Annotated in this window: 11 protein-coding genes and 1 pseudogene; 5 read left to right on the top strand and 7 right to left on the bottom strand. The window is 61.4% G+C overall.

Translation table 11 applies throughout. From position 1 onward, the window contains the following. The first annotated feature begins 143 nt into the window (after positions 1 to 143). The gene (locus tag NCT32_RS26020) at positions 144 to 1,484 is read left to right on the top strand and encodes a TAXI family TRAP transporter solute-binding subunit (protein WP_061116386.1); all 1,341 of its coding nucleotides are present in this window, start codon (positions 144 to 146) and stop codon (positions 1,482 to 1,484) included. Between the two features lie 14 nt (positions 1,485 to 1,498). After that, on the top strand, positions 1,499 to 3,055 hold the full coding sequence (locus NCT32_RS26015) for a phospholipase D family protein (protein ID WP_061116385.1): 1,557 nt from the start codon (positions 1,499 to 1,501) through the stop codon (positions 3,053 to 3,055). Positions 3,056 to 3,085: 30 nt separating this feature from the next. Here NCT32_RS26015 and NCT32_RS26010 read toward each other — a convergent pair whose 3' ends face one another. From NCT32_RS26010 to NCT32_RS25990, 5 genes are all read right to left on the bottom strand, one after another. Beyond that, the gene (locus NCT32_RS26010) at positions 3,086 to 4,063 is read right to left on the bottom strand and encodes an aldo/keto reductase (protein WP_061116384.1); all 978 of its coding nucleotides are present in this window, start codon (positions 4,061 to 4,063) and stop codon (positions 3,086 to 3,088) included. A gap of 123 nt (positions 4,064 to 4,186) precedes the next feature. After that, on the bottom strand, positions 4,187 to 5,053 hold the full coding sequence (locus tag NCT32_RS26005) for a hypothetical protein (protein ID WP_061116531.1): 867 nt from the start codon (positions 5,051 to 5,053) through the stop codon (positions 4,187 to 4,189). 76 nt (positions 5,054 to 5,129) lie between these two features. After that, the gene (locus NCT32_RS26000; RefSeq protein ID WP_250477827.1) at positions 5,130 to 6,026 is read right to left on the bottom strand and encodes a transglutaminase family protein; all 897 of its coding nucleotides are present in this window, start codon (positions 6,024 to 6,026) and stop codon (positions 5,130 to 5,132) included. Next, complete coding sequence (locus NCT32_RS25995) at positions 6,023 to 8,647, bottom strand: circularly permuted type 2 ATP-grasp protein (protein WP_061116383.1); 2,625 nt, start codon at positions 8,645 to 8,647, stop codon at positions 6,023 to 6,025. The genes NCT32_RS26000 and NCT32_RS25995 overlap by 4 nt, the downstream gene beginning before the upstream one ends. A gap of 38 nt (positions 8,648 to 8,685) precedes the next feature. Next, positions 8,686 to 12,120 (bottom strand): DUF2126 domain-containing protein, encoded by a 3,435-nt coding sequence (locus NCT32_RS25990; RefSeq protein WP_061116382.1) that lies wholly within the window; start codon positions 12,118 to 12,120, stop codon positions 8,686 to 8,688. Positions 12,121 to 12,281: 161 nt separating this feature from the next. On the opposite strand from NCT32_RS25990, the gene NCT32_RS25985 reads away from it, so the two are divergent. Next, complete coding sequence (locus tag NCT32_RS25985) at positions 12,282 to 13,355, top strand: putative zinc-binding metallopeptidase (RefSeq protein WP_061116381.1); 1,074 nt, start codon at positions 12,282 to 12,284, stop codon at positions 13,353 to 13,355. 10 nt (positions 13,356 to 13,365) lie between these two features. Here NCT32_RS25985 and NCT32_RS25980 read toward each other — a convergent pair whose 3' ends face one another. Together NCT32_RS25980 and NCT32_RS25975 are read right to left on the bottom strand one after the other, a co-directional pair. Next, positions 13,366 to 14,385, bottom strand: coding sequence for an alpha-E domain-containing protein (locus tag NCT32_RS25980; protein WP_061116380.1), 1,020 nt, complete (start codon positions 14,383 to 14,385; stop codon positions 13,366 to 13,368). Between the two features lie 72 nt (positions 14,386 to 14,457). Beyond that, complete coding sequence (locus tag NCT32_RS25975) at positions 14,458 to 15,930, bottom strand: circularly permuted type 2 ATP-grasp protein (RefSeq protein ID WP_061116379.1); 1,473 nt, start codon at positions 15,928 to 15,930, stop codon at positions 14,458 to 14,460. Between the two features lie 419 nt (positions 15,931 to 16,349). Here NCT32_RS25975 and NCT32_RS25970 point away from each other — a divergent pair, with 419 nt between their 5' ends. Next, entirely contained in the window at positions 16,350 to 17,057 is a 708-nt protein-coding gene (locus NCT32_RS25970) for a YceH family protein (protein WP_061116378.1), read from the top strand. A 3-nt stretch (positions 17,058 to 17,060) separates the two neighbouring features. Further along, a pseudogene (gene mnmD / locus NCT32_RS25965) lies at positions 17,061 to 17,777 on the top strand (tRNA (5-methylaminomethyl-2-thiouridine)(34)-methyltransferase MnmD); the annotation flags it as partial. Positions 17,778 to 17,945 lie beyond the last annotated feature (168 nt).

The raw sequence follows: 17,945 nt of genomic DNA, 5'->3' as shown, positions 1-17,945 counted from the left end.
CCGCATGCGCGCCGGCCTTCTCGTTTTGCGCGCGCCTCGCGTTACACTGCGGATCAACGCCGCTTTCGACACAGGCACGACGTGCTCGATGTCTTTCACGGCACGCAAGCAGTCGCCACCGTACGCTCACGACGAGACATCGCATGAAACGCCCGCATCTGCCTCGAGATCATGCGAAAGGCGTGCTGCACGACATCACCTGGACCGCCGGTCCCGTCGTGCTGGTCATTGCGACCATCGTCGCGCTTGTCTACTGGCTCGTCGATCCCGCGCCGCCGAAAACCATCACGATGAGCGCGGGCCAGCCCGACAGCTCGTTCTACGTCATCTCGCAGGAATATGCGAAGCTGCTCGCGCGCAGCGGCATCACGCTGAAAGTGCTGCCCTCGGACGGCTCCGTGCAGAACCTCGAACGACTGCTCGATCCGAAGCAGCACGTCGATCTTGCGCTCGTGCAGGGCGGCATTGCAACGAAGGAAGAAGCGTCGACGCTGATGTCGCTCGGCAGCGTGTCGTATGTGCCGCTCGTCGTCTTCTATCGCGGCAAGGGGCTCACGCTGCTGTCGCAACTGGAGGGCAAGCGCATCGCGATCGGCCGTGAAGGCAGCGGCACACGCATGCTTTCACTGAAGCTACTGGAGGCCAACGGCATCTATCCGGGCGGCACCACGCAGCTTCTGCCGACGGACGGGCTGCAAGCCGCCACGCAACTCGTCAGCAACGAAGCCGACGCGGTCTTTCTCTCCGGCGACTCCGCGACGCGCGGCCTGATGCTGCGCCTCTTGCGCGTGCCCGGCATCTCTGTGATGGACTTCAACGAAGCACGCGCCTATACGCGCCTTTTCCCTTATCTCGACGAAATCGAACTGCCGCCCGGCGTACTCGATCTCGGCCGGCGCATCCCGCCGCAGGCCGTGCATCTGATCAGTCCGACGGTCGAGCTGATTGCGCGGCCGACCCTGCATCCGGCGCTGTCCGACCTGCTCATCGAAGCGGCGCAGGAAGTGCACGGTACGGCTGGCTTGCTGCAGCGCACAGGTCAGTTTCCGAGTCCTGTCGCGCACGAGTTTCCCATCAGCGAGGATGCCAGCCGCTATTACCGCTCCGGCAAGAGCTTCCTGTATCGGACGCTGCCGTTCTGGCTCGCGAATCTCGCGGATCGCGCGCTCGTGCTGTTGCTGCCCGCCGCCGTGCTGATCTTTCCCGCGCTGCGGCTCGTGCCCGCACTGTATCGCTGGCGCGTGCGCTCGCGCATCTATCGTTACTACGGCGCGTTAATCGCAGTGGAGCGCGGCGCGATGCGCGTCAACAACGAAGACGAGCGTCGCGCGCTGCTCGTCGAGCTCGATTACATCGAGGAATCGCTCGATACGCTCAGGTTGCCGCTCGCCTATGCCGATGCACTCTATGTCCTGCGCGAGCATGTCAGCTTCGTGCGCGCGCGTCTGACCGAAGCGGCGCGGCGGGAAAAAAGCACGGTCTAACCAAGGGTCAAGCGATGAAACTTCGTTCATGGTTCGCCATTGCATTGACGCTGTTGATGACGGCCTGCGCGAGCCTTCCGCCTCAAACCGGACGCGTGCAGACGCACGCCCTCACCGACACTGCCAACACGCGGCTCGGCACGGCCTTCGCGGCGAGCGAGGCTGCGCATCCCGGCGACAATGCGTTTCACTTGTTATCCGATGGCACGGATGCGCTCATCGCGCGCGTGATCCTCAGCGAGACCGCCGATCGCACGCTCGATCTCCAGTACTACATCTGGCACGACGATCTGACGGGCCGCGAAATGGCCGCGTCGATCATGCGTGCCGCCGATCGCGGCGTGCGGGTGCGCCTTTTGCTCGACGACCTCGGCACCAATGCCGACGATCAGTTCCTGCTCGCGCTCGCATCGCATCCTAACGTGCAGGTGCGCCTTTTCAATCCGGTGGCGAATCGCACCTTCAAGAAGCTCGGGTCCGCGGCCGAGTTCTTTCGCGTGAATCGTCGCATGCATAACAAGGCGCTCATCGCGGATAACCAGGCCGCGATTCTCGGCGGCCGCAATATCGGCGACGAGTACTTCGGCGCATCGAGCACGGTCGCCTTTGGCGATCTCGATGTGCTGGTGCACGGGCCTGTCGTGCGCGAGGTATCGAGTGCGTTCGATCTGTACTGGAACTCGGATGCGGCCTATCCGATCGATAACCTGATGCGACGTCACGCCGACCCTGACGCGCTTGCGGGTTATCGCGCGAAGCTCGATGCTTATCTTCTGTCGGAAGAGCATTCACCTTATGTGGCGCAAGTCCGTGAACGTCTCGCGAGCGTGATCCAGCGGCGCGACACCGAATTTTCGTGGGGCAAGGCGACGTTGCTCTACGACGATCCCGCGAAGATCACGCGTGCGCCCGGCGACACGGAAGGCCATTTAATGTCGCAATTCAAGGCATTGAATCTCGCTCCCGACAAGGACATGCTGATCGTGTCGCCCTATTTCGTGCCGCGCGAGGAAGGCGTGCGATGGCTGCGTTCGATGACATCGCGCGGCGTGCGCGTCACCGTGCTGACGAATTCCCTCGCCGCCACCGATGTCGCCGCGGTGCATGCGGGCTATCAGCGTTATCGCAAGGACATGCTCGAAGCGGGCGTGCGGCTCTACGAGTTGAAGCCCGTCGCATCGGCCGAAAGCGACAGAAGCGCGAAGAAGTCCACGTTCGGATCGTCGAAAGCGTCGCTGCATGCGAAGACATATGTGTTCGATCGCACGCGCATTTTTATCGGCTCGATGAATCTCGATCCGCGTTCCGTGGAGCTGAACACGGAAATCGGCGTCTATTGCGAAAGCGCGGAAGCGGCCGCGCAAGTGGCGGATGGAATCGGCACGAATATCGATCGCATCGCGTGGCGTGTCGAGTTGCACGATGACGGCAACGGCGGCACGCGCATGGTGTGGATCGACACCGACGCCAATGGCAACACGACCGAGCTCGACAGCGAGCCGGGCGTGTCTGCGTTCAAGCGCGCGGGCATCTGGATGCTGGGGATCCTGCCTATCGAATCGCAGTTGTAAGCCGCGCGCTGAGGGTCCTTCATCGCTGCATCATTTGAAGCCCGCGACCGCATGCGGCACATACGGCGCTTCGAGTTGCGCAATCTCGTCCGCCGTGAGATTCAGTGTCAACGCCGCGACCGCATCGCTCACATGATTCGGCTTCGATGCGCCGATGATCGGCGCCGTCACCGGCGCCTTCTGTGCGACCCACGCCAGCGCCACTTGCGCACGCGGCACGCCGCGCGCCTTCGCCACGGCCGCCACGGCTTCGACCACCGCGCGATCCGCATCGTCCGTGCGATAGAGCGTGCTGCCGAATGCATCCGACTCCTGCCGCTCGCTCGTCGCGTCCCAGTCGCGCGTAAGACGTCCGCGTGCCAGCGGACTCCACGGCAGCATGCCGATACCCTGGTCCTTGCAAAGCGGCACCATCTCCCGTTCTTCCTCGCGATACAGCAGATTCAAATGATTCTGCATCGTCTTGAACTCGACCCAGCCGTTCGCGCGCGATGTGTAGAGCGCCTTGCTGAACTGCCACGCATACATCGATGACGCGCCGATATAACGCGCCTTGCCCGCCTTCACGACGTCATGCAGCGCTTCGAGCGTCTCCTCGATGGGCGTGCCGTAATCCCAGCGATGGATCTGATAGAGATCGACGTAATCGGTGCCCAGGCGCTTCAGGCTGTTATCGATCTCGTTGAAGATCGCCTTGCGTGAGAGCCCCGCGCCATTCGGACCGGGACGCATGCGATTGAAGACTTTCGTCGCAATTACGATGTCATCGCGTTTCGTGAAGTCGCGCAGCGCGCGTCCGACGATTTCTTCAGACGTGCCGTCCGAATAGACGTTGGCCGTATCGAAGAAATTGATACCCGCTTCAAGCGCCTGCTTGATGAGCGGGCGACTCTTTTCCTCGTCCAGCGTCCACGGATGCGTCCCGCGATCGGGCACGCCGTAAGTCATGCAACCAAGACAAAGCCGCGATACGTCGAGGCCGGTCGAACCCAGTTTCACGTAATCCATCGTGCGAATCTCCTTGCAAACCGAAAGGCATGCGCGAATGCTTGCGCATGGCGACGAAACGCTAGACATTACCTCAGGTTGGCATCGCGTGCTTTGACGACCCTGACAGAACAACGCGATGTATTACTGTGCCGCGCGCCTGATTTCGTCGATGCTTGCTTCCGCGAGCCAGTGACAATAGCCGCCGAGCGTCGCGCGGTCGATGCTGTCGCGCTCGATATGCGCATACCCACCCGCGCGATAAATGTGTTTGGACCAGTAGCTATCTGTCTGCCACGCATGGACATGCAATACGTCGCTCGACAGCTTTCTGTCAGACGTAGGGAACGCGTCCAGCAGCCCGAGAGAGCAACGTTGCGGATACGTGCTGCGAAGCGCGAGCTCGCCCGCGTACATTGTGACCACCTGCTTGCACCATCCGGGCCACACGCCCTCGTACTCGCTAAACTCTTCGCGCCACAAGCGATTGCATGCTTGCATCTGCGCGATGAGAAAGTTCGTCACGCACTGCGCCGAACCGAGCACCGACGCACCGACGTTATGCATTCCAGAATGCGGATAACCCCATCGCGCGCTCACTTCCGATAACTTCACACGCACGTCATCCTGGTACGCATAGCCGCCCACGCCCGCGCACAGTCCCGATGGACGGAAGTCGCGCAAGGCGGGCGTGACGAATGTATCGCAATCGGTCTTGAGGACGAATTCGAAACGCTTGCACGCATCGAGCACGGGTTGCTCGATCAGGTTCGCGACGGAATTGATGAACTTGTAGCCGCTCCATTCGGAATGGCGTTGCGCATAGGGCACGCTGGGAATGATCGTGATGCGATCGTCGTCTGGCAACGCATTTGCGATGTCTGGATTGCACACCGCGATTATTCCGCTGCGCGAAATTACACCCGAATAAATCAGGCTCTTATAAAGCCAATCGAACTCTTCGAGCATCGTTGGGTGGTTGTCGACGTACACTAAAACAGCAAGATCCATCGTGCTCTCCACTAGCTTCAATCAAGTCAATCCGTTCGATTTTAGCCGCAGGCTTCCAGAGCAAGACACGTGCATCTCATAATGCCAGCACATTTACCGCCACATCCACATGATGCGCACCGCCGCCGAGAATCATCCCGCGCAATAACGACACATCGCTATAATCGCGCCCCGTCGCAAGCGTGACGTGATCGAGGTCCGCCAGCACGTCATTGGTCGGATCGAGATCGATCCATCCGCTTTGCGGACAATGCACCGACACCCACGCATGCGACGCATCCGCGCCGATGAGACGCGGATGCCCCGGCGGCGGATCGTTGCGCAAATATCCGCTCACATAGCGCGCCGGCAACCCGAGCGCGCGCAGACAGCCGATCATCACTTGCGAGAAGTCCTGGCACACGCCATGCCGCAATTCGAACGCGCGCGATGCGGGCGTATCGAACGCAGTGGCCGAGGGCTTGTAGTCGAAATCCTCGTGAATGCGATGCATCAGATCGATAGCGCCCGCAACGAGCGGCGTGCCCGCATCGAAACTCGCTTGCGCATAAGCGCGCAATTCATGATCGAGCGAGATATTGGGCGACGCATAACAAAACTCGCTTTCCGGATAAAACGACTCACCGGCACGATAGCGCAGCCGCTCGGCGACGTCTTCCCACGGCGGCGTGGCGTCTGCATCGAGCGCATTCCACCGTGGCGTGAGCCGCACCGTGGTTTCGCTCGTCATCGAAAGACGTTCGTGCGACGCGTCGAGCGAGAAGTACAGCACGTCATTGCCGAATGCATCGACGCGGCTATGCACATAAGACGGCACCGGCTCGATGCGCTCCGTATGCGAGATAACCTGCTGCCACGGGCAATGCAACGGACGAATGGTCGCGAGATGCTGCGCGATTTCAACCGGCGTCGAATAGCGATATGTCGTCCGATGCGTCACCGCGAGCACGGTATCGTTCATGCCGAGCGTCATGACGACACCTGTGCGCAAAGCGTGTTCGCATGACTGAAGTAGCGGGCACTGACTTCATTCGATGCCGCGAAAACCGACGCGACGAGTCTGTCGCACAGCGCGATCAACGCATCATGACGGCCGTTCTCATTCGTGCCGCACAGCGCGGCGAGATCCGGCAATGCATCGGCGTGAACGAGCAGGTCCGCGAAACGCGTCGCTTGTGCGCGGCGTGCACCGCCGGCAGCGGCCGCGATCTCGTCGAGCTTCGTGCGCAGGCGTGCATAAACGCCATAGAGCCCGCGCGGATTGGTCTGATCGACTACGATCAAATCGATGAGCGCCGGCACTTCGAGCCTGCCCGGATAGAGCGAACGATACGTGAGCGTGCTGTCGAAGAACTGCAAGAGCAGATCGAAGCCAGCGGGCGATGCGAGCGTCCCGCGCTCGGCGACCACGCGCAGAATCGTCGCCATCGTCGAGACGCGCTCGATGTGCCGTCCAATGAAGAGGAGCCGCCATGCTTCATCGCGCGTCATGCGATCGCCCTGCGCGCCGCTGATCGCGCAGAGTTGCGTTGCAAGATGTTCGAGCGCGTTCGCGAGCATCAAACGATCGTAGTCGCGACCGATGCGCACGGCGCTTTCGTCAGCGCTATCGCTGAACACGAGGCGCGCGAGCGCATCGCGAAAGTCATTGCGTGATGCGAGAATCGTGCGCCAGTGATCCGTCGAAAGCCGGTCGCGTATCTCGCCGCATGCGCGCGCCTGATCCGCGAGATTGCTGCCGATGCTCGTCGCCCTGCCCGATTCCGGCAGCCCTGCAACGAGCACGCGTTCGAACGCTTGCGGCGTGCTGCGCGCGAGCGTATCGCCCGATGGAATCAGCCCGCATTCCGATGCGAGTTCCGCGAGCGTCGGAAAGAGTTCTTCGGCGACACTGCCATCGAGCATCCCGAGCAAAAGACGACACAAGCGCACGTTGTTTTCAGCGCGCTCGCCATAACGCCCCGCCCAAAACAGATTCTCCGCGGCGCGGCTCGATACGATGCGATGCTTGCGCAAATCGCCCGGCTTCATCGGCGTGGGACGCAACGATACCGCGCCGCCCGGCTGACTCGACATCACCCATGTATCGACACTGCTGCCGCCGAACTGCATGGACACCGTCGCGCGCTTGTCGGCCGCGAGCCGCGTGAAGCCACCGGGCATCACGCTCCAGCTTCCGTCGATGTTGGCGATTGCATAGGCGCGCAGCACGCAGGGACGCGATCCGATCGCGCCGTCATGAAAGCGCGGCGCGGTGGAAAACGGCAGATTCTCCTGCACCGTGAAGACATCCGGCGCACGTTCGATGCGCTCGCGCCATGCCGCGATGTCCTGCACGCCAGCATCGATGCCCGGTGCGTGATCGGCCTGCGCGCCCGGCCATGTCGGCGCAATGAGGGCGCTGTCGACGCGCTCGAAGACTTCGCGGCGCGCGGCTTCCTCGCCGCACCACCATGTCGGCACGGTCGGCAACTCGAGTCTTTCGTCCAGCAACGCTTTCGCTATGCCGGGCAGAAATGCATTGAGCGCAGGCGATTCCGTGAAGCCCGCGCCCGGCATGTTCGACACCATCACGTTGCCCGCGCGCATCACCTGCAAGAGACCCGGCACGCCTATCGTCGAGTCCGCGCGCAATTCAACGGGATCGCAGAACGCATCGTCCAGGCGCCGCACCACCGCATGCACGCGCGACAAGCCGGCGAGTGTCTTGAGATAGAGCTTGTCATGACGAACGGTGAGATCCTTTCCTTCGACGAGCGTCACGCCGAGATACCGCGCAAGAAATATATGCTCGAAGTACGTTTCGCTGAACGGGCCAGGACTCAGCAACGCGATATGCGGCGCATCGTTCGATGCATCGCTGCGGCCGTCTTCGTCATCGCGCATCGTCGCGCGCGCGGCCTGCGCGATGGTCGCGATGAGTTGCGCATAGGTCTCGGCGAGACGGCTCACGCGCATCGCACGAAACGGATCGGCAAACAGGCTCGCGACGATAAGTCTGTTTTCCAGCGCATAGCCGAGGCCCGACGGCACTTCCGTCCGATGCGCAATCACGGTCCACGCGCCCGATGGCGCGCGAGCGAGATCCACCGCGACGATCTGCAGAAAGCGGCCGAGGGGCGGCACGAAGCCCTTCACCGCGCGCAAATAGCCGGGATGTCCGAACACGAGCGCGCTCGGCAAGAGCCCCCGTTGCAGCAGCGTCTGCGGGCCGTAGACATCGGCGACGATCGCTTCCATCAGCCGTGCGCGCTGCGCGACGCCGCGTTCGATTACCGCCCACTCTTTTTCATCGATGATGAGCGGCAGGAGATCGAGCGACCACGCGCGCGGCTTGCCGTTATCGGCATAAACGTTGTACGTGATGTCGTTGTCGCGCACTTGCTGTGCAACGGCATCGACACCATCGTCGAGCCGCGCGATGCCCTGCTCGCCGAGCAATTCGAAGAAGTGCCGCCACGGCTCGCGCAACTGGCCCGCCGCATCGCGCAGTTCGTCCCAATGCCCTTCTCGCGCAGGCAACGTGCGCAGCAACGCCAGCGCATCGATGCGTGCCGCGGCGATGTCGAAGGGCAAGGTCGATTGATAGGCCAATGTCGTCTCTGCTCTTTATTCGAACGATGATTGCATTTTCAACGATAGCGCAGGTCGAGTGTGAACGGAAACTCGAGGCTGCGTTCGCGGGCTTCGACGTGCATTGCGCCGGGCGTATGACCGGTTGCGAAGAAGCGTGAGCGCCTGCGGCTTTCCGCTTCATAAGCGTTGACGGGGAAGGTCTGATAGTTACGCCCGCCCGGATGCGCGACATGATACTGGCACCCGCCGATGGCGCGTCCCGTCCATGTATCGACGATATCGAAGGTGAGCGGCGCATGCACGTCGATCGTCGGATGCAGCGATGCCGCCTGTGACCACGCGCGAAAGCGCACGCCCGCGACGTATTCGCTTACGCGTCCCGTCGGTTGCAGCGGCAATGCTTGTCCGTTCACAGACACGACGTGTCGATTGCCATTGAGGCCGAGCACGCGCACTTCGAGTCGTTCGACGGACGAATCCACGAAACGCACCGTGCCGCCGATCGCGCCCTCTTCGCCCATCACATGCCACGGTTCGAGCGCATTGCGAATCGTGAGCGCGATGCCGTTCGTATCGTATGCGCCGACGAGCGGGAAGCGAAACTCGAAGTGCGGTGCGAACCAGCTTTGCTCGAATGCGAAGCCTGATTCGCGCAGTTCGGCGAGCACGTCATCGAAGTCCATCTGCACGAAGGTGCCGAGCATGAAGCGATCATGCAGTTCCGTGCCCCAGCGCGTGAGCCGCGCGGTATACGGCGTGTTCCAGAATCGCGCGACGAGTGCGCGCAACAGCAGTTGCTGCACGAGACTCATGCGCGCGTGAGGCGGCATCTCGAAGCCGCGCAGTTCCAGCAAGCCGAGCCGCCCGGTCGGGCCATCGGGCGAATACAGCTTGTCGATGCAGAACTCCGCGCGATGTGTATTACCCGTCACATCGATCAGGATGTTTCGCAGGATGCGGTCGATGAGCCAGGGCGGCACGGTCGCACTGTCACGGCCGCCGAGCAGATCGAGTTGACGCTGCAATTCGTAGAACGCGATCTCCAGTTCATACACCTGATCGTTGCGCGCTTCATCGACACGAGGCGCCTGACTCGTCGGGCCAATGAACATGCCGGAGAACAACATCGACAACGATGGGTGGTTGTGCCAATACCGGATCAGGCTCGCGAGAAGATCGGGGCGGCGCAGGAAAGGACTGTCGGCGGGCGTCGCGCCACCGAGCACGAAGTGATTGCCGCCACCTGTGCCGGTGTGACGGCCGTCGAGCATGAACTTTTCCGGGCTCAGATACGACTCGTGGGCCGCGTTGTACAGGAACTCCGTGTGCTCGACGAGATCGTTCCAGTTGGCCGCCGGATGAATGTTCACTTCGATCACGCCCGGGTCGGGCGTCACCTGCAACATCTTCAGGCGCGCATCGCGCGGCGGAGGATAGCCTTCGACGATCACCGGAATCTTGAGATCGGAGGCGGTTGCTTCGACGGCAGACAGAAGATCGAGATAGTCATCGAGCGAGGTGAGCGGCGGCATGAAGACATGCATGAGCTTGTTGCCGTTGCCGAGCTTCTCGAGTGCGTCGGCCTCCGCTTTGGGACCGGCCGCCCGCGCAGGATCGCGCGCTTCCACGCACAGCGCGATGCGTGCGATCCAGCCGGCCGACTCGCCGCGCTGAGGCTTGCGCTCCCGCGATTGACCCGGTGCGCCGGCGTGCCCCGTCACGTCCGCACTGGCATTTTGCGTGCGCGATTCATTATCCAGATCCGCATATTGCATGCGTAATTCAGTCGCCGTACGCAATGGCGTGGACGGCGCGAACGGATCGTGCGCGTGCTGCCACGGATAATCGCCTTCGGAAACCCACGGCAGCGAGTCGAGCGGCACGCGGTATCCCATGGGTGAATCGCCCGGAACCAAGAACATGCGCTCGTCGCGGAAGAACCACGGCCCGCTTATCCAGCGTCCCGGCTGCATGCCGCCGCCGTCCTCACGCGCGATCGGCAATGCGTAGCCCGTGACAGACGGCAGACCCGCATCGAACACACGACGCAGGCGGGCACGTTCCAGTTCGTCGCCGAGGCGCGAGTCGAACGGATCGACGTTGACCGGCAAACGCCGCTCGCGCCACAGGTAGTACCACGTGTCCTCGTACCCCGGTTGAATGTATTTTGAATCCAAAGAAAGCTTGCCCGCGAGATGGCGAATGAATCGCGCGGCGTCATCCGACGTGTACGACGCAGCCTGCCGTTCATCCGCGAAGAGCGCCGGATCGTGCCAGCACGGTTCGCCGTCCGCCCGCCAGAACAGCGACAGCGCCCAGCGCGGCAACTGCTCGCCCGGATACCACTTGCCCTGTCCGATGTGCAGGAAGCCACGCGCGCCATACTGCGCGCGCAGCTTGTCCATCAGCGAAACAGCGTAGGCGCGCTTCGTCGGTCCGAGCGCGTCGGTGTTCCATTCCGGCTCGTCGCGGTCGCGCACCGAGACGTAAGTGGGCTCGCCCCCCATCGTGAGGCGCACGTCCGATGCATTCAATTGCGCATCCACCTGCTCGCCCATACGCAGCACCGCGCTCCAGTCTTCCTCGCTATACGGCTTCGTGACGCGCGGCGTTTCGAGCACGCGTTCGATCGACATCGAATGAACGAATTCGACTTCGCATTCGTCCACCGCGCCGGAAACAGGCGCCGCGCTGCTCGGCTCCGGTGTGCACGCGACGGGAATATGTCCTTCGCCCGCAAGCAGGCCGGACGTCGGATCGAAACCGATCCAGCCCGCACCGGGCAAAAACACTTCGCACCACGCATGCAGATCGGTGAAATCGACTTCAGTTCCGCTCGGGCCATCGAGCGATTTCGTATCGGGCGCGAGTTGCAGCAGATAACCCGACACGAAACGCGCGGCGAGGCCCAGATGACGCAGAGTTTCGACGAGCAGCCACCCGGAATCGCGGCACGAGCCGGCCGCGCTTTCGAGCGTTTCCTCCGGCGTCTGCACCCCCGGCTCCATGCGGATCAGATAACGAATCTCATGCGAAAGCCGCTGATTGAGCTCGACGAGGAAATCGATCGTGGCGCGCGGCGAACGATCGATACTTTCGACGAATGCCGCGAAGCGCGGAGTCGGCTCGCGCTTGACCATGTAGGGCGCTAGATCGTGCAGCAATTCAGGCGCGTACGCGAATGGAAATTTTTCGGCGGCGGGTTCGAGAAAGAAATCGAACGGGTTGTACACGGCCATTTCGGCAACGAGATCGACCGTCACCTTGAATTCGCGCGTTTTCTCCGGGAAAACAAGGCGCGCCTGATAGTTCGCAAAGGCATCCTGCTGCCAGTTGATGAAATGATCCTCGGGCTCGACGCGCATCGAATACGACACGATCGGCGTGCGGCAATGCGGCGCCGGCCGCAGTCGCACGACTTGCGGCGAAAGACCGACGAGCCGGTCATATCGGTAATGCGTGACATGGTTCAATGCGACACGAATGGACACGCCGGACTCCTTTATTCAATTGACGCCGTGCACGCAACGCGCGCTGCAATGCGGTTTCTGCTTGTCATGGAAAAACGGCCTTTTCGCGGCATGATGTTTGCGTCTACACCGCCAACAACGCGCACAGCACATCGCGCGATAACACTTCCACCGGCCACACGATGAAGACCTTTCACTGCAACCGTTGCAATCAACTCGTTTTTTTCGAAAACACGCATTGCGAAAACTGTGACGCGCGGCTCGGCTACGTGCCCGAGATCAATCAGATCAGCGCGTTCGAGGAAACCGACGACGGCCGCTGGCGCAGCCTGCATCCGCTTGCGAAAGATCTCTTCTATCGGCCGTGCCATAACTACGCGGTGGAAAACGTCTGCAACTGGGTCGTTCCCGCACCCGCCCCGGATACGCCCGAGGCACTCTGCTGTTCGTGCCAGCTGACGAGCACCATTCCCAATCTCTCGACGCCGGAGAACCGCGTCTACTGGTATCGCATCGAAGCCGCCAAGCGCCGCCTGCTTTACACCTTCTCGGAACTGGGCCTGTCTGTGAAGTCGCGTCAGGAAGACCCTGAACGCGGCCTCGAATTCCAGTTCCTCGAAGGCGATGCGCAAGGCCACGGCGTAATGACCGGTCATAACAACGGCATCATCACGCTCAACATCGCCGAAGCCGACGACGCTCATCGAGAGAAAACGCGCTCCGCGCTTCACGAGCCGTATCGCACCTTGCTCGGTCATTTCCGTCATGAGTCCGGGCACTATTTCTTCGATCGCCTGATCGCCGACACCGCGCGCATTGCGCCGTTTCGCACCGCATTCGGCGACGAGCAAGCCGACTACGCCGCCGCGCTCGATCGTCATTACAAGGAAGGCCCGCCCGCTCAGTGGGAAGACAACTTCATCAGCGCCTATGCCACGATGCATCCGTGGGAAGACTGGGCCGAAACATGGGCGCATTACCTGCATATCGTCGATACGCTCGACACCGCAGTATCGTGCGGCCTCGTGCTCGTGCCCGACAGCCCGCACGAGCCGACGCTCACCGACCAGACGCCGGTCGAGGAAACGACGTTCGATAACCTGATGAAACGATGGTTTCCGCTCACTTATGTCCTGAACAGTTTGAATCGCAGCCTTGGCATGCCCGACGGTTATCCCTTTACGCTTGCGCCGGCCGTCATCGACAAACTGCGCTTTGTGCATCGCGTCGTCGCGGCGGCGTCGGCCAAGCGCTGATAACCCGCGCTCATTCTTTGCCTTGCGACTGCGTCTGACCTTGTGACTGCGTCTGCGTTTGAGACTGCGTTTGCGCGGGCGGCTCCTGCGCGATCGGCAACAAAAACTCGCGGCTTACGCGACCCGCGAGATCATTCACGCGTGCGAGAAAATCGACGAGATAGGCATGCAAGCCGCCTTTAAGAATGTCGCCGATCCGCCCGTTCTTCAGTTCCGCGCTCAGTTGCGCCGCGAGCCGCGTCGCTTCCGTATCGCGCCCTTTCGTCACCTGTCCGATTAGCTGCTCCACTTCCGCGATGCTCGCCGCAAGCGAACGCGGCCAGTCGCGATAGAGAATCAGGAGTCCCGCCACGCGTTCAGGCGTAATGACATCGCGATAGACCCGGCGATATACCTCGAAGCCTGACACCGAACCGAGCACCGCCACCCAATGGTGATAATCGAACGGTTGTGCTGAAGTGTCGGCGCGTTGTTCCATCATTTCGAACTTGACGTCGAGAATGCGCGCCGTATTGTCCGCTCGTTCGATGAAAGTCCCGAGACGCATGAAATAGAATGCGTCGTCCTTGACGAGTGTGCCGAGCTGCACGCCGCGCGAAAGGTGCGAGCGAAACTTTACCCACTCGAAAAACGTATAAGGCTCGCGTTCGAGAATGCCGTCGGCAAGCATGCGCTGACAGTCGAGCCACGTCGTATTGAGCGATTCCCATAACTCGCTATTGGTGGAGCTGCGCACGGCTCGCGCATTCTCACGCGCGGCGCGCAAACAACTGACGATCGACGACGGGTTCGATAAATCGCGCGCCATGAAGTCGATCACGTCGCGGCTTTTCATGCCGTGGTGCGCGGCCGAATAGATGCCGCTCAGTTCCGATATCGACAGCATCGCGCGCCAGCCAAGTTCCGCATATTCATCGGACTGCGGCAAGAGCGAGAGCTGATAGTTCGCATCGAGCATCCGGGCAGTGTTTTCGGCGCGTTCGGTATAGCGCGCCATCCAGAAGAGATGATCCGCGGTACGGCTCAGCATGGGTGTTCCCGGTTGTTTGTCGTTGTCTTGAGTGACGCAGTGCTTTCTTCAGGACTTTTCCTCAGCGTCTCCTCAGCGTTCCAATACCCACGTATCCTTCGTGCCGCCGCCTTGCGATGAATTGACGACGAGCGAGCCTTCTCGCAACGCGACCCGCGTCAGCCCGCCCGGGACCATGCGCACGTCAGTACCCGACAGTACGAAGGGACGCAAGTCGATATGTCGCGGCGCGATGCCCGCCTCGACATACGTTGGACATGTGGAAAGCGCAAGGGTCGGCTGCGCGATGTATTTCTCCGGATGGGCTTCTAGCACCGCGCGAAACTCCGCGATCTGCGCCGCGCTCGACGCAGGCCCGACAAGCATTCCATAACCGCCCGCGCCATGCGTTTCCTTCACGACGAGCTCGGGCAGATGATCGAGCACGTAGGCGAGATCGTCGGGCTTTCGGCACATCCACGTCGGGACGTTGTTCAGAATCGGCTCTTCGCCGAGATAGAAACGCACCATGTCCGGTACGTAGGGATAGATCGATTTATCGTCCGCTATGCCGGTGCCGACCGCATTGCACAGCGAGACATTCCCCGCGCGATATGCGCCGATCAATCCCGGCACGCCGAGCGTCGAATCCGGCCGGAACACGAGCGGATCAAGAAAGTCATCGTCGACGCGGCGGTAGATCACATCGACGCGCTGCGGCCCCTGCGTAGTACGCATGTACAGATAGTCGTTGTCGACGAAGAGATCCTGTCCTTCGACCAGCTCGACGCCCATCTGCTGCGCGAGAAACGCGTGCTCGAAATAAGCCGAGTTATACATTCCCGGCGTCATGACGACGATGGTCGGATTCTCGGCGGCAGCCGGCGCGGCCGCGCGCAAGGTGTCGAGCAGCAAGTCCGGGTAATGCGCAACCGGCGCAACGCGATTGCGCGCGAAAAGATCGGGAAAGAGCCGCATCATCATCTTGCGGTTTTCCAGCATGTAAGAGACGCCGGATGGAACGCGCAAGTTATCTTCGAGCACGTAGAACTCGCCCTGTCCCGCTCGCACGATATCGATACCCGCGATATGCGCATAGATATCGCGTGCGACATCGACGCCGCGCATCTCGGGACGGTATTGCGCGTTGCCGAGTATCTGCGCCTCGGGAATGATGCCCGCGCGGATGATGTCCTGCTCGTGATAGATATCGTGGATGAAGCGGTTGAGCGCATTCACGCGCTGCCGCAGTCCGCGCTCCAGCGCGCGCCATTCGTCGGCGGGAAAGATACGCGGAATGACATCGAAGGGAATCGTGCGCTCCGGAATGATGCCCGGCAAATCGCTCGTTCCATAGACCGCGAAGGTAATGCCGACACGTCTGAAGTTGAGATCCGCTTCCGCGCGCTTGATCTCGATCTGCTGCTCGCTTTGCGCGGAGAGCCAGGCAAGGAAATCGCGGTAGTGCGTGCGTGGATCGCCTACGCCGCGAAATGCCGCCGCCGGCACGCCGCGCGCCTCCAGATCGCTGCGCTCGAACATTTCGTTGAAGAATGCTTGCGTCATAACCGGTCTTCCAAATGAAGTGCATGCCGGGGTGGCGGTTCCCTTGGCTCGTTATTCTGGTTGCACTCGCGAAACGCTTGAAGAGCCCGAAAGACGCGGCGCATCCGATGCCATGGATTACGTCGATAGGCGACCTCGTAGCGCGATGCTCTTTGATCCCTGCGGAGCATCGATTGCGCGGGCAGCCCAGTGCCGAATGAGAAAAAGCAACTTCAATGCCAATGGTCTGAGCGGTTCACCTCCATGAATAAGGCACGTCCGGATGTCGGATTCCCGAGAGCGTGCACCAAAAAAGCGCTTTGTGAACGAACCCTGCACGAGCAGAGGTTGATCTTCATGCTGCATGACGGTGCGCGGAAAGACGAAAACCTTGCGCTGCGCCGGTATCATAAGCGTCTTATCGCACGTCAACTACACCTATGAACACCCCTTCCGAAGCCGCTCCCCGTCCCACGCTACGCGAACTCACACCTCTCGAAGCGCGCGTGCTCGGCGTCCTTGTCGAGAAACAGCATACAGTGCCGGACACCTATCCTCTTTCATTGAATTCCCTGACATCGGGGTGCAATCAAAAGACCGCGCGCTCGCCCGTGATGAACGTGAGCGAGGACGAAGTGCTGACGACCATCGATGGCTTGAAGCGTCTGAGCCTCGTTTTCGAGGGAAGCAGCAGCCGGGTGCCGCGCTTCGAACACAACGTGAACCGCGTGCTCGGCGTGCCCAGCCAGTCGGTTGCGCTGCTTGCAACCCTGTTTTTGCGCGGACCCCAAACGGCAGCGGAACTGCGCGCGAACAGTGCCCGGCTGCATTCGTTTGCGGACATATCATCGGTCGAAAGCTTTCTCGATGAACTCGCCGCAAATGATCCGCCGCGTGTCGTGAAGCTGTCACGCACGCCCGGCGAGCGCGAGAGCCGCTGGATGCATTTGCTATGCGGCGAAGTGAGCGTCAGCGATATCCCTTCGCGTGAAACGCAGGGCGCAGAAACCTATTCGCTTTCCGAATTCGAAGCGCTGAAGTCCGAGCAAAAGCGCCTGACTCACGAAGTCGCACAATTGCGGGCGATGGTCGAGCAAATGGCGAGCGAATTGGGCATTACATTGAATCAATCGTCGTCCGATGCCTGAGCGATGGATGAGCCGCTGATTCCCGCACCGCTCGTGTTTCGCGACGACGGAACACCGTACTCGCCGCGCCACGATGACATCTATCACAGCGCAGCGGGCGCGCTCGCGCAGGCGCGCCATGTCTTTCTCGATGGCAATGGCCTGCCCGCGCGCTGGCGCGTAAAGCGGCGCTTCATCGTGCTCGAGACCGGCTTCGGCATGGGTATTAATTTCCTCGCGACATGGGCGGCATGGCGCGACGATCCGCAACGCACGTCTGCACTGGAATTCGTGTCGATAGAAAAGCATCCGTTCAGCGCGGACGATTTGCGCGCCGCGCACGCGGCAATCATCGACGACACCGCTGTTGCGCCGCTCGCAGATGCTCTCGCTTCGGCATGGCCGCCGCTCGAGGCCGGCGTGCATCGGCTTGCATTCGTGCCTGGCGCGGTCACGTTGACACTCGCTTTCGGTGCTGCGGACGATCTCTTGCCACGCCTCGCCGATCACGGCCTCACAGCGGACGCCATCTATCTCGACGGCTTCGCGCCAGCCCGAAACCCTGACATGTGGACGCCCGCCATCTTCGCGTCGCTGGCGCGCATTGCCAAAGACGATGCGACGTTCGCAACCTATACCAGCTCGGGCCACGTCAAGCGCGCACTCATCGACAACGGATTCGACTATCGCAAGGTCGCGGGCTTCGGCGGAAAGCGCGCGATGCTCGTCGGCAAGCGAGCTCATTCCCGGTCAGTCATTGATTCGTAAGCATCGATCGTGCTTTCGTGAAAGCAGATAGCTTCTCCCTCGTTTTACGGCCCGGGCAACAAAGCAGAATTAGTTGGATAATGCGCAGCCGTTAGCAGCGCGGCCCGTGCTCGTATCAGCAAAATGAACGTCGAGGCCGCG

It is taken from the genome of Caballeronia sp. INML2, assembly GCF_023631365.1.
Lineage (GTDB): Bacteria > Pseudomonadota > Gammaproteobacteria > Burkholderiales > Burkholderiaceae > Caballeronia > Caballeronia turbans.
Note: the sequence above shows the minus strand (reverse complement) of the source record. Positions and strands in the feature narration are given on the sequence as shown.

Coding starts and splice junctions, on each gene's coding strand:
- NCT32_RS26020 (WP_061116386.1), top strand. CDS start 144: ATGAAACGCCCGCATCTGCCTCGAGATCATGCGAAAGGCGTGCTGCAC.
- NCT32_RS26015 (WP_061116385.1), top strand. CDS start 1,499: ATGAAACTTCGTTCATGGTTCGCCATTGCATTGACGCTGTTGATGACG.
- NCT32_RS26010 (WP_061116384.1), bottom strand. CDS start 4,063: ATGGATTACGTGAAACTGGGTTCGACCGGCCTCGACGTATCGCGGCTT.
- NCT32_RS26005 (WP_061116531.1), bottom strand. CDS start 5,053: ATGGATCTTGCTGTTTTAGTGTACGTCGACAACCACCCAACGATGCTC.
- NCT32_RS26000 (WP_250477827.1), bottom strand. CDS start 6,026: ATGACGCTCGGCATGAACGATACCGTGCTCGCGGTGACGCATCGGACG.
- NCT32_RS25985 (WP_061116381.1), top strand. CDS start 12,282: ATGAAGACCTTTCACTGCAACCGTTGCAATCAACTCGTTTTTTTCGAA.
- NCT32_RS25980 (WP_061116380.1), bottom strand. CDS start 14,385: ATGCTGAGCCGTACCGCGGATCATCTCTTCTGGATGGCGCGCTATACC.
- NCT32_RS25975 (WP_061116379.1), bottom strand. CDS start 15,930: ATGACGCAAGCATTCTTCAACGAAATGTTCGAGCGCAGCGATCTGGAG.
- NCT32_RS25970 (WP_061116378.1), top strand. CDS start 16,350: ATGAACACCCCTTCCGAAGCCGCTCCCCGTCCCACGCTACGCGAACTC.